This is a genomic window from Escherichia albertii (assembly GCF_028622335.1).
Lineage (GTDB): Bacteria > Pseudomonadota > Gammaproteobacteria > Enterobacterales > Enterobacteriaceae > Escherichia > Escherichia albertii.
In genome coordinates this window covers 3,340,626-3,353,225 of record NZ_CP117568.1, presented here as the reverse complement: position 1 = coordinate 3,353,225, position 12,600 = coordinate 3,340,626, and the positions used below count along the sequence as shown (strand labels likewise).

The following is a 12,600-nucleotide window of genomic DNA, read 5'->3' as shown; positions in this document are numbered from 1 at the left end:
TTGCATAATCCATACCAATAGTGAAAAACATGACTTTTCAAAAAGTTATATAAAACAGAACATATAAAAGTGGGCGAAAAAAGGGACAGGACAGGAGGTAGTGGCTGGAGTCAGGAACAGGCGGAAGAGCGCTCCGCCTGTTGATTAAAATTACATCACTGCTGCAAACGCCTTTGCCACACGTTGTACATTTGCAGAATTGAGTCCTGCAACGCACATGCGTCCGCTGGCTATCAGGTAGACGCCAAACTCATCACGCAGGCGATCGACCTGTGCCGCACTCAGTCCGGTGTAACTGAACATGCCGCGTTGCTTGAGCAGATAATCGAAATTGCGTCCCGGCATTTCTGCGCTTAATACCTTCACCAGTTGCTGGCGCATCGCCAGAATACGGGTGCGCATTTCCTCCACTTCTGCCAGCCAACGGGCTTTTAGCGCTTCATCGTTCAATACCGTAGCCACCACCTGCGCACCAAAATTCGGTGGGCTGGAATAAATACGGCGCACCGTCGCTTTCAGTTGCCCCAATACACGGCCTGCCGTTTCAGCATCTTCACAAATCACCGAAAGACCACCAACGCGCTCGCCGTACAGGGAGAAAATTTTCGAGAACGAATTACTGACCAGGGCAGGTAATCCGGCGCTGGCAATGGCGCGAATGGCATAAGCGTCATCCTCCATCCCCGCACCAAATCCCTGATAGGCGATGTCGAGGAACGGGATCAGATCGCACGCTTTAAGAATTTCAATGACGGCATCCCACTGTTCGTGAGAAAGATCCGCACCAGTTGGGTTATGACAGCACGGATGCAGCAGCACAATACTGCGGGCAGGCAATGTTTTCAGCGTCGCCAGGAGGTCATTAAAACGCACGCCGTTAGTCGCTTCATCATACCAGGGGTAAGTGCTTACTTCGAATCCTGCTCCAGCGAATATTGCCACGTGGTTTTCCCAGGTCGGATCACTGACCCAGACACCAGACTCCGGGAAATAGCGTTTCAGAAAGTCAGCGCCCACTTTCAATGCACCAGAACCGCCAAGCGTTTGAATAGTTGCCACGCGCTGTTGTTGCAGCACTGGATGGTCTGTACCAAACAGCAGCGGCGCAATGGCATAGCGATAGCTGTTAAGCCCTTCCATTGGCAAGTAAAGCGAAGCGCCATGAGGTTGCGCATTCAGACGCGCTTCCGCTTCTGCGACGGCTTTTAGTTGCGGAATAACCCCGTCTTCGTTGTAGTACAGGCCGATGCTCAAATTCACTTTGTCGCTGCGAGGGTCTTCTTTGAAACGCTCCATAAGCGAAAGAATCGGGTCGCCAGCATAGGCGTCAACTTTTTGAAACACGCTATGGTTCTCCAGGTTTACAGGCAGGTGGTTAAAACACAATAAACCGGAAAAAGGCGAAGATCGAGAGGATGTTCAGCGATGGACGGCAATTAGCAACGTTGTGAGACTAAGCAGCAAGGTAAAATTGCCTGACGCGCTACGCTTACCAGTCCGAGGAGAGAATAGCAGTATGTTGAATTTGCATGATTTTACAGGCCGGATAAAGCGTTCACGCCGTATCCGGCACAGACAATCAGGTATTACAGGACGATCAATCGACGTATTTCATCGCCACCCTTGACGTCAGGCGGGTTATAAGTTCGTAAGCACTCACTTTTGTCATTTCAGCGATACGTTCTACGGGCAAACCTTCGCCCCATAAAATGACCGGGTCTCCGGCTTTATCCTGCGACTGTGGACCTAAATCTACGCAGATCATATCCATCGCCACACGCCCTACAATGGGCACTTCGCGGCCATTGACCAGCACTGGCGTACCGGACGGCGCGGCGCGCGGATAACCATCGCCATAGCCCATCGCCACCACGCCAAGACGGGTATCGCGCTCGCTGACCCAGGTGCCGCCATAACCGACAGGCTCTCCGGCTTTATGCTCACGCACGGCAATCAGGCTGGAGGTCAGCGACATCACTGGCTGGCAACCGAAATCGGCACCGGTAGAGCGATCTTCCAGTGGCGACACGCCGTAAAGAATGATGCCAGGACGCACCCAGTCAAAATGCGACTGTGGCCACAGCAGAATGCCACCAGACGCAGCAATCGAGCGCTGACCCGGCTTGCCTTCGCAAAAAGTGTTGAAGATATCGAGCTGTTTCTCGGTTGCACCGCATGTGGGCTCATCAGCGCGGGCAAAGTGGCTGACGATATTTACCGGCTGACGCACGTTTTTACATTGGGTCAGACGATGATAAAACGCCCCAGCTTGTTCTGGCCTGACGCCCAGACGGTGCATACCGGTATCGAGTTTCATCCAGACGGTAACCGGTTCATCCAGGTCAGCCTCTTCCAGAGCCGCAAGTTGTTCTTCGTTATGTACGGCAGTATGAAAATGCTGCGCGGAAATGGTCGGCAAGTCTCTGGCGTCAAAAAAACCTTCGAGTAGCAGCACAGGTTTGGTGATCCCTCCCGCCCGAAGTCGTAAGGCTTCTTCGAGACGGGCAACGCCGAAGGCGTCAGCATCGGGGAGCGTTCGCGCGGTCTCAAGAAGACCGTGGCCGTAAGCGTTCGCTTTCACCACCGCAACCAGTTTACTGGCAGGAGCCAGTTCACGAAGACGTTGCAGGTTGTGTCGCAGAGCGCGGCGGTTAATCACAACAGTTGCCGCTTGCATTTGTGTTCCTTGATAAGTGTTTGCTTTGATTACCTAATTCATAAAATAATTATTATTCGTCGTCGTACTGCGGCCCCGCGTAGTTGTCGAAGCGCGACCATTGACCGTTAAAGGTCAGACGTACCGTCCCGATAGGGCCGTTACGTTGTTTACCGATAATAATTTCCGCGATGCCTTTTAAATCACTGTTTTCGTGATACACCTCATCACGATAGATAAACATGATCAAGTCCGCATCCTGCTCGATGGAGCCGGATTCACGCAGGTCGGAGTTGACCGGGCGTTTGTCGGCACGTTGTTCCAGAGAACGGTTCAACTGGGACAGCGCCACCACCGGCACGTTCAATTCTTTCGCCAGCGCTTTTAACGAGCGAGAGATCTCGGCAATTTCCAGTGTACGGTTATCTGAAAGCGCCGGCACACGCATCAGTTGCAGGTAATCGATCATGATAAGTCCGATGCCGCCATGTTCACGAGCGATACGGCGCGCGCGGGAACGCACTTCCGTTGGCGTCAGACCAGAGGAGTCATCAATATAGATATTACGTTTTTCGAGCAAAATACCCATGGTGCCGGAAATACGCGCCCAGTCTTCATCATCCAGTTGTCCGGTACGGATTTTGGTCTGGTCAACGCGCGACAGCGACGCCAGAGAACGCATCATAATTTGTTCCGATGGCATCTCCAGCGAGAAGATAAGTACCGGTTTATCCTGCAACATCGCCGCGTTTTCGACGAGGTTCATCGCAAATGTCGTTTTCCCCATCGACGGACGCGCCGCGACGATAATCAAGTCCGACGGCTGCAAACCCGCGGTTTTTTTGTTGAGATCGTCATAGCCAGTGTTTACCCCAGTTACACCATCGTGCGGCTGCTGGAACAGTTGCTCAATACGCGCCACGGTGGCGTCGAGCACATCGGCGATATTCTTCGGCCCTTCGTCTTTGTTCGCACGACTTTCGGCTATTTTAAAGACGCGGGATTCAGCAAGATCGAGCAAATCTTCACTGGTACGCCCTTGTGGATCAAAACCGGCTTCGGCAATTTCGTTAGCAACAGAAATCATCTCACGAACAACAGCACGTTCGCGTACGATGTCGGCATATGCACTGATGTTCGCCGCACTTGGCGTATTTTTTGACAGTTCTGCCAGATAAGCAAAACCGCCGACGCTATCAAGCTGCCCCTGACGCTCCAACGACTCAGCCAGAGTAATCAGGTCAATGGGGCTACCGCTTTCCTGCAAACGCGCCATTTCGGTAAAGATATGGCGGTGAGGACGGGTGTAGAAATCGTCTGCCACCACACGTTCAGCAACATCGTCCCAGCGTTCATTATCCAGCATTAAACCGCCCAACACCGACTGCTCCGCTTCGATCGAATGCGGAGGCACTTTTATCCCGGCAACTTGTGGATCGCGTTCACGGGGTTCAGCCTGCTGTTTGTTGAAGGGTTTATTTCCTGCCATAACGAATGGTGTTACCTGCTGTTGAACGGGGGACAAGAGAGTATAGCGAGAAACAGTTTCTCGCTACAGCATTTAACGCCCCCGCTTTCCGGTGGAAGCGCGAATTTGCAGGGTCGGGCGATAGACGTAATGGCTGAGCGGTGCATCTGGCTGCGCAATGCGTCGTAAAATTTGCTGCGCCGCCTGTTTCCCCAGAGCCAATGGTTCTACCGCAATTGTGGTTAACGGCGGATTACTGTAAGCACAAGCCGCCACGCCATCATTACCAATCAACGAAATATCTTTTCCGGCAAATAATCCTCTTTCACCTAACGCCGACTCCGCGCCAAAAGCCATTAAATCGTTATAACAAATCACCGCTGTTGGTGGCGAAGGCATATCCAACAGCTGTTGCATCAACTGGTAGCCGTTGGCCTGAGTCGGCTCAGCACGCAGCGAAAAAACATCAGTACTCCACGGCTGTAAACCATGGTGATTCATCGCCTCAAGGTATCCCTGATAACGCATATGGTGCGTAAGACCACCAATAAACACGATATCCCTGTGCCCTTGTTGAATAAGATATTCCGTCGCTTCCCGTACACCTGCGTGGCTGTCCACGCCAACGTAATCGACAGGTAATTGCTGCCAATCCAGAGGGCGCATCGTGATTAATAAGGGTGTGGAACTGTTGGCATAACGCTGTAAATCGGCTTCTGAGGTACTGTTCACTGGACAGAGGACAATGCCCGCGACGTGGTGTTCCAGCAAGGTATCAAGTACCTGTTTTTGCCGATCGCTACGCTGGGAGGTATTAGACATTACGGTGATAAAACCGTGCTCCGCCAGCGTTATCTCAAGGCCCATTGTAAATTCAGCGAAAAAAGGGTTGGTCAAATCATCAATCACCACGCCGATAGTCAGCGATTTTTGCGAACGTAGATTGGCAGCAAAACGGTTATAGACATAGCCTAATTGCTCAATGGCTTGCTGGACTTTTTGTTGAGTCTCTTTTTTGATCAACGGACTGTCGTTGAGTACCAGCGACACGGTCGATTTCGAAACGCCAGCCGCACGCGCAACATCGGTTAATGTTACCCGCTTTCTTCCAGTATCCGACTTCGCCATGACTACTCCAAATCCCCATAAGATCAAGGCATTTACTTTATCATAATCTCCTTTTACTCATGTGATCCGTTAATGCAAGGGATCGCAGAAGATCGTCGCTTCGATCACAGATTCGCACTTCCCTTGTTGTGTTTTTTGCACGCCAATCGTACAAATTACGCATAAATTAGATCGTTCCAATTAATTTATAACCATTATCTCTTTGTTTTAAAGCAATATTTTAAATTATTTTTACATCGAAATAAGGAAATTATTATGTGCTCTGTACGCACGATCACTGCACCGGAAGCTGCAGATTTGATTGTTGATGGCGCAGTTGTCACCGTCTCCTCTTCCAGTGGAATGGGTTGCCCGGATGCCGTGCTGGCAGCAATAGGTGAACGCTTTCAACGTGTGGGACATCCGCAAAACATCACCACCATCCACCCTATCGCCGCAGGTGATATGTATGGCGTTAAAGGCGTCGATCATCTGGCACAACCGGGATTACTGGCAAAAGTGATCGCCGGCTCCTACCCCTCCGGGCCATCATCAATGCCACCTCCGTTAATCTGGCAAATGATCAATGACAACGTGCTCCCTGCCTGGAATCTGCCTTCCGGGATCTTATTTGATATGCACCGGGAAGCGGCGGCTCATCGTCCTGGCGTGTTAACACAAACAGGTATGGATACCTACGTGGATCCCCTGTTGCAGGGCGGTGCAATGAATGAAAAAGCGGCGCAACAATCTCTGGTTGAACGTGTTCGATTTGCTAACGACGACTGGCTGTTTTTCCCCAGTATTGTGCCGCAGGTGGCAATCATTCGCGCTACCACTGCTGATGAACGCGGCAACCTGACTTATGAACATGAAGGGGCTTATCTGGGGCCACTGGAACAGGCCACTGCTGTCCGCAATAACGGTGGCATCATAATTGCGCAAGTAAAACGACAAGTTGCCGCCGGAAGTCTGAAACCAAAAGAGGTGCGTATTCCGGGTGTACTGGTGGATTACATCGTGATTGCGCCGGAACAAACACAAACGACACAAACGCAATATGAACCTGCCATTTCCGGCGAAATCAGTCGTCCGCTGTCAGCCTTTCGTTATATGGAACATGGCCCGGCGCGAGTTATTGCCCAACGAGTCGCGCAAGAACTACACAGTGGTGATGCGGTAAATATTGGCTTTGGTATTTCTGCCAACGTGCCGCGTATTTTGCTGGAACAAGGTCGCCACGGTGACGTCACCTGGCTGCTGGAACAGGGCGCGATTGGCGGAGTTCCACTACTGGAATTTCAGTTCGGCTGCGCCTCTAATGCAGAAGCTTTTTTGCCTTCTCCCCAGCAGTTCACCTATTTCCAGGGCGGTGGCTTTGATCTCACTCTGATGTCATTTTTGCAAATCGGCGCAGATGGCTCAGTGAACGTCTCACATCTCCCCGCTCGTCCACATGTGACTGCCGGATGTGGTGGGTTTATTGATATTACTTCACATGCGAAGCGAATCATTTTCTCTGGCTTTTTCAATGCAGGAGCACAGCTGCAACTGGAAGAGGGTCAACTGCGTATCCTTAAAGAAGGCAAAGCCAAAAAGCTGGTACAAGAAGTCGCCCACGTAACGTTCTCCGGCAAACGCGCGATGGCACGTGGGCGACAAGTGCAGTACGTCACTGAACGCTGCGTTCTGGAATTAACACCAGACGGGCTACTGGTCACAGAAATTGCCCCAGGTATCGATCCTGAACGCGACATTCTCGCCCAAAGCGATGCCCCACTCCGTCTGGCGGACGATCTCAAGCTAATGAATCCCCTCTATTTTCAACAAGGACGTCACTATGAATAACGGCACCATTGACCTCCAGCGCAACGGTTTCATTGCCACTCTGGTGATTAATCGCCCGGCGAAACTCAATGCATTAACCCCGGAGATGCTCGAACAACTGCTGGCGCATTGCCACACGCTGGAAACTGATTCGGAGATCCGCGTAGTACTGCTGACCAGTGCCAGTGAAAAAGCGTTTTGTGTCGGCGCGGATATTCATCGCTGGACCTCTCTTTCTGCACTCGATATGTGGCGCAACTGGATCCGCCGCGGTCATCAGGCATTTGATGCTCTGGCACAACTGCCACAGCCCGTAATCGCCCTGTTGCACGGCCTGGCTTATGGCGGTGGTCTGGAACTGGCTGCTACCGCCGATATCCGTATTTGTAGCGCCGAAGCACAAATGGCACTACCAGAAACCGGGCTGGCGACAGTGCCTGGCTGGTCAGGAACGCAGCGGCTGACGGCACTGCTTGGGCGCTCACTGGTGAAAGAACTGGTATTTACCGGTGAACCACTGGATGCACAGCGGGCACTGTCCTGCGGGCTGGTGAATCGCGTTGTCGCCAGGGAGGCGTTACACGACGCCGGACTGCAACTGGCACAACGTATCGCCCAACGTGCTCCCGTTGCAGTGCAGATCGCCAAGCAGGTTATTGATGCCGGAGAAGGTATTGCTGTGGCCTCGACGCTTGAAGCACTGGCTGGCGCTTTTTCCGCCACGACTGAAGATGCTCATGAAGGCAGTCAGGCATTTACTGAGAAGCGTCAACCGCACTTTAGTGCTCGATAACTTAGCATTTCATTTTGGATTTTAATAATAACGCAAGAATCCCATTGATTTTAGGCGGATTTCTTTTATCCGTCTGAAAGGAGACACATCATGCAACCTTCACAACCAGCAGAGAAAGCGAATGTTTCATCGGCAGATCTGCGTCGCGCGGCGTGGACCTGCTCTCTCGGCAGCGCACTGGAATACTACGATTTCGCACTTTACAGCCTGGCATCCGCCATTATTTTTGGTCCACTCTTTTTTCCTAATCAGGAACCGGGAATGGCGCTGATCGCCAGTTTTGGCACCTACTTTCTCGGATTTGCCGTCAGACCTGTAGGCGGAATTCTCTTCGGCTCATTAGGTGATCGTTTGGGCCGTAAGTTCGTCCTGTTAGCAACGGTGTTGTTAATGGGAATCGCCAGCACGTTGATCGGGGTATTACCCACTTACGAAACAGCGGGAATCTGGGCGCCAATTATGCTTATTGCATTACGCCTGCTGCAAGGGCTTGGTGCTGGGGCTGAACAGGCGGGAGCCGCCGTACTGATGACCGAATATGCTCCTGACGGCAAACGGGGTTATTACGCCGCGCTGCCGTTCCTCGGAATCCAGATTGGTACGTTTATGGCATCTGCTGTTTACTTCATCCTGCTGCATAATGTGACAAATCTTGCCGAAACCTGGTGGTGGCGCTTGCCCTTCCTCTCCAGCGTGGTGATTATCGCGGTGGCTATTTATATTCGACTGCATCTTAAAGAATCGCCATCATTCGCAAAACTCGAAGCTCGTCAACAAGTTACAGAATCACCCTTACGAAATTTGCTGAAAACATCACGCCGTAATGTCTTCGTCGGGATTGGCTTACGTCTGGCAGAAAACGGCGGCTCGTCGATTTATCAGGCTTTAGCGATCAGTTATATCGTTGGTGTGGTTGGGCTGGACAAATCAGTTGGTACGCTATGCCTGATGTCTGCGGTAGTAGTCGGTGCAATTATGGTGCCTATTGCCGGTTGGCTGACCGATCGCTTCGGCAGGGTTCTTGTCTATCGTAGTCTGGCGATTTTTCAGTTGTTGATTACCTTTCCGGTGTGGTGGTCTTTCAGCCACGGTAATGTTCCTGTCACTATTGTCTCTCTTTCTCTGGCCTTAGGGATTGGAGCCTGGGGTATGTTTGGCGCACAAGGTGCTTTTCTGCCTGAACTCTTTGGTGCTCGCCATCGTTATATTGGCGTCGCACTGGCAAGGGAAGTTTCTGCCGTTATTGCCGGAGGGATCGCGCCACTGGTTGGTTCTGCAATCATTTCCTGGGTGATCCACACTAACGATCCCAGTGGTATTGCTGCCTGGATGCCAATCGCTATTTACCTTAGTCTGCTGACCGTTGGTACGATTATTGCAACTTTCTTTGCTCCAGAAACACGCGATCGTGATCTTGATGATCTTGCCGATGCTGAAACGATCAGCGTTTCCCAACATAACCAGACTACGGGCACCTACCATGACGCATAATGTCTCTGAATCTATTATCGATTCCCTGACAGACGTGAAAATGCCCCATTACGCACCGCTGGCTCAAGCCAGCGGTAGTATCGACCTTAACGGTACCATTTTACCAGAGTACCGCTGCAACACGCTGGTTCTGGGCAGTGGCGCGGCAGGATGGCGAGCTGCCGTCGAGCTGAAACGGCAAAATGTCGATGTAATGATCGCCTCCAGCAAAGCCTTCTGGGGCACTTCCGCCTGTTCTGGTTCCGATAAACAAACGCTTCACACCGCGAATACGCGTGCAAATGGTGACCATTTTCTGACATTAAGTAACACCCTGGCGGCAGGTGGTGCGATGGATCATGACACCGCATATGTTGAGGCGGTCGGATCAGTGAACACCTGTGAAGTACTGAAATATCTGGGTCTGGATCTGCCTGAAGATCTCTTTGGCGCAACGTTGCGTTATCAAACCGATCACGATGAATTTGGCCGTGCCACTAGCTGCGGTCCTCGAACATCGCGCCTGATGGTGAAGGTGCTGGCCCAGGAGGCAATGCGCCTTAATATTCCTCTTAGCGATCACACAACGGCGATTCATATCCTGACCAGTGGTGAAGGGGAAAATCGACGAGTCGTAGGGGTGATCGCCATCGATAAATCCTGTCGGGATAATCCCTGGCGAATGGTAGTGATTCGCTGCCAGCATTTGGTTTTAGCCACGGGCGGGCCTGGTGAACTTTATCGTGACAGTGTTTATCCGGTGAACTGTTTTAGTGCGTTGGGCATGGCGCTGGAAGCAGGTATAACTCTGGTTAATCTTACGGAAAGTCAGTTTGGTATCGGTACACCGCGCAACCAGTTTCCGTGGAATCTTTCTGGTACTTACATGCAGGCGATGCCGCGCATCTACTCGCAGGACCACTCCGGGCGTCAGTATAATTTTCTGGCAGCTTATTACCCCACAACTCGTATGCTGGCCTCCGCGATATTTCGCAAAGGTTACCAGTGGCCGTTTCACGCGGAACGAATGCTGGAATATGGCTCCAGCCTGCTGGATGTCGCGGTGTATGAGGAGACACAAAAAGGGCGCGATGTTTTTCTCGATTTTCTGCGGGAACCGGAACCCGCAGCGGACGGAACGCCATTCAACCTGCAGGAACTAGATGATGATGTCATCGACTATCTGCAACAAAATCATGCCCTGCTGGCACAACCGCTGGCACGATTAACACAAATGAATCCACTGGCTGTTCGTTTGTATCAGATGCACGGTCATGATCTTACCGCCTCACCGCTCAAGTTTACGCTAAATAATCAACATCTTAATGGAGGTATTGATGTTGATATTTGGGGGCGCACATCGTTAGTTGGCTGTTACGCTATCGGAGAAAATGCCGGAACACATGGTGTTACGCGCCCTGGTGGGGCGGCGCTCAATGCCGGGCAAGTTTTCGCCCGTCGCTGTGCATTGCATATTGCTCATCAGAAAAGTCAGGACCTCCCTCTCGAGAGGCAACAAATTCTCAGCACGATTAATGAGGCGCAACAGTACCTGAATCAGGGGCTGCTACACGACGACGTGCGAGAAACGATACAAAATACCATGAGCCACCATGCCGCAATTTTGTGTCATACACAGGGGATCAACACTGCCGCGCAAACCATAGCAACACTTTGTGAAGATATTCGCCGGGAAGGCATTCAAAGCGATGAAAACAGTCTCGCCCAGTCTTTCCAGTGGCGGCAAAGTGCGCAACTGGCGCTGGCTGTACTGCGCTCTTTACAATGCTATATCGAAAACGGTGGCGGGAGTCGTGGCGCCAGGGCTGTCTATGATGGCGAAGCAGGCATCGCACCGCAAACGCCAGATGGGCCACTCCTGACCTGGCGTTTTCGACCAGAAAATCAGGATGCCAGGCAATATATGATTTGCATTTGCCAGGATGTTAAAGATTACCAAACCTGGACGCGCCCGTGCCGTGAGCGAGGCGTGTTAACGCTCACCCATTTTGAGCGCCAGTGGCAAAACTGGATTGCGGCGACGCTGTTTCAATACTGACCAGAGATATTCCGGGTTGTGACCACAGCCCGGAAAAAATCCCCGCGCGGTCTGGTGACTACTGTTAGGCTTAAAACAGATATGTCGCTCAGTAAAGGAGTTTAAATGGCAACGCGCATCGAATTTCACAAGCACGGTGGCCCGGAAGTACTTCAGGCCGTGGAGTTTACTCCTGCCGATCCGGCAGAGAATGAAATCCAGGTCGAAAATAAAGCCATTGGCATCAATTTTATCGACACATATATTCGTAGCGGTCTTTATCCCCCACCATCGCTGCCCTGTGGGTTAGGCACGGAAGCGGCTGGCATAGTGACAAAAGTCGGCAGTAGCGTGAAACATATTAAAGCCGGCGATCGCGTGGTTTATGCTCAGTCAGCACTGGGCGCATACAGCTCTGTACATAACGTTAATGCCGATAAAGCCGCGATTCTGCCAGCAGCAATTTCTTTTGAACAAGCCGCCGCATCATTCCTGAAAGGTTTAACGGTTTATTATCTACTGCGCAAAACGTATGAAATCAAACCTGACGAACAATTCCTGTTCCATGCAGCCGCTGGCGGCGTTGGCTTAATTGCTTGTCAGTGGGCGAAAGCCCTGGGCGCGAAACTTATCGGCACCGTGGGAACGGCGCAAAAAGCGCAAAGTGCGTTAAAAGCAGGGGCGTGGCAGGTGATTAACTATCGCGAAGAAAATCTGGTCGAGCGGTTAAAAGAGATCACCGGCGGCAAAAAAGTGCGCGTGGTGTACGATTCCGTAGGCAGAGACACCTGGGAATGGTCACTGGATTGCCTGCAACGTCGCGGTTTAATGGTCAGTTTTGGTAACTCATCAGGCGCAGTGACGGGTGTGAACTTAGGCATTCTTAATCAAAAAGGCTCGCTGTATGTAACACGTCCTTCCCTGCAAGGCTACATCACCACGCGGGAGGAGTTAACTGAAGCCAGTAATGAACTGTTTTCATTGATTGCCAGCGGCGTCATTAAGGTGGATGTCACGGAGCAACAGAAATATCCGCTGAAGGATGCGCGACGTGCGCATGAGATTCTGGAAAGCCGGGCGACGCAGGGTTCCAGCTTATTGATTCCCTAAAAGAAATCGGGCTTCCACCCGGGAAGCCCTTTCTTTTATAGTTCGGCTGTATGTAGGGTACAGCACGATGAATTTGTTTGACGTGCAATAATGACAGATTTGATTATCAATTCCTATTTTGTTCTAAGGAT

General features: G+C 51.5%; 9 protein-coding genes. 5 read left to right on the top strand and 4 right to left on the bottom strand.

The window, feature by feature from the left end; all coding sequences use genetic code 11:
- Positions 1-150: 150 nt before the first annotated feature.
- From tyrB to PS053_RS16270, 4 genes are all read right to left on the bottom strand, one after another.
- Positions 151-1,344, bottom strand: a complete 1,194-nt coding sequence (gene tyrB / locus PS053_RS16285; RefSeq protein ID WP_059215448.1) for an aromatic amino acid transaminase — start codon at positions 1,342-1,344, stop codon at positions 151-153.
- A gap of 253 nt (positions 1,345-1,597) precedes the next feature.
- Positions 1,598-2,677 carry an alanine racemase gene (gene alr, locus PS053_RS16280; RefSeq protein ID WP_001147294.1) on the bottom strand — a complete coding sequence of 360 codons (1,080 nt, stop codon included), beginning with the start codon at positions 2,675-2,677 and terminating at the stop codon, positions 1,598-1,600.
- Positions 2,678-2,729: 52 nt separating this feature from the next.
- Entirely contained in the window at positions 2,730-4,145 is a 1,416-nt protein-coding gene (gene dnaB, locus PS053_RS16275; protein WP_000918357.1) for a replicative DNA helicase, read from the bottom strand.
- A 72-nt stretch (positions 4,146-4,217) separates the two neighbouring features.
- The gene (locus PS053_RS16270) at positions 4,218-5,252 is read right to left on the bottom strand and encodes a LacI family DNA-binding transcriptional regulator (RefSeq protein WP_059228384.1); all 1,035 of its coding nucleotides are present in this window, start codon (positions 5,250-5,252) and stop codon (positions 4,218-4,220) included.
- A 255-nt stretch (positions 5,253-5,507) separates the two neighbouring features.
- Here PS053_RS16270 and PS053_RS16265 point away from each other — a divergent pair, with 255 nt between their 5' ends.
- From PS053_RS16265 to PS053_RS16245, 5 genes are all read left to right on the top strand, one after another.
- Positions 5,508-7,079 carry an acyl CoA:acetate/3-ketoacid CoA transferase gene (locus tag PS053_RS16265; protein WP_256878771.1) on the top strand — a complete coding sequence of 524 codons (1,572 nt, stop codon included), beginning with the start codon at positions 5,508-5,510 and terminating at the stop codon, positions 7,077-7,079.
- Complete coding sequence (locus PS053_RS16260) at positions 7,072-7,851, top strand: enoyl-CoA hydratase/isomerase family protein (protein ID WP_001059068.1); 780 nt, start codon at positions 7,072-7,074, stop codon at positions 7,849-7,851. Before PS053_RS16265 ends, PS053_RS16260 begins: the two co-directional genes overlap by 8 nt.
- A gap of 90 nt (positions 7,852-7,941) precedes the next feature.
- Positions 7,942-9,342: an MFS transporter gene (locus tag PS053_RS16255; protein WP_001183175.1), complete on the top strand. Its 1,401-nt coding sequence runs from the start codon at positions 7,942-7,944 to the stop codon at positions 9,340-9,342.
- Positions 9,332-11,380: an FAD-dependent oxidoreductase gene (locus PS053_RS16250; protein ID WP_273774248.1), complete on the top strand. Its 2,049-nt coding sequence runs from the start codon at positions 9,332-9,334 to the stop codon at positions 11,378-11,380. The genes PS053_RS16255 and PS053_RS16250 overlap by 11 nt, the downstream gene beginning before the upstream one ends.
- Positions 11,381-11,485: 105 nt before the next feature.
- Positions 11,486-12,469, top strand: coding sequence for a quinone oxidoreductase (locus tag PS053_RS16245; protein ID WP_256878773.1), 984 nt, complete (start codon positions 11,486-11,488; stop codon positions 12,467-12,469).
- Positions 12,470-12,600: the final 131 nt, after the last annotated feature.

What these genes read in the sequence shown, in the direction of transcription:
- PS053_RS16245 (WP_256878773.1), top strand. Translation starts at nt 11,486, where the DNA reads ATGGCAACGCGCATCGAATTTCACAAGCACGGTGGCCCGGAAGTACTT.
- PS053_RS16250 (WP_273774248.1), top strand. Translation starts at nt 9,332, where the DNA reads ATGACGCATAATGTCTCTGAATCTATTATCGATTCCCTGACAGACGTG.
- PS053_RS16265 (WP_256878771.1), top strand. Translation starts at nt 5,508, where the DNA reads ATGTGCTCTGTACGCACGATCACTGCACCGGAAGCTGCAGATTTGATT.
- PS053_RS16270 (WP_059228384.1), bottom strand. Translation starts at nt 5,252, where the DNA reads ATGGCGAAGTCGGATACTGGAAGAAAGCGGGTAACATTAACCGATGTT.
- alr (WP_001147294.1), bottom strand. Translation starts at nt 2,677, where the DNA reads ATGCAAGCGGCAACTGTTGTGATTAACCGCCGCGCTCTGCGACACAAC.
- PS053_RS16255 (WP_001183175.1), top strand. Translation starts at nt 7,942, where the DNA reads ATGCAACCTTCACAACCAGCAGAGAAAGCGAATGTTTCATCGGCAGAT.
- dnaB (WP_000918357.1), bottom strand. Translation starts at nt 4,145, where the DNA reads ATGGCAGGAAATAAACCCTTCAACAAACAGCAGGCTGAACCCCGTGAA.
- PS053_RS16260 (WP_001059068.1), top strand. Translation starts at nt 7,072, where the DNA reads ATGAATAACGGCACCATTGACCTCCAGCGCAACGGTTTCATTGCCACT.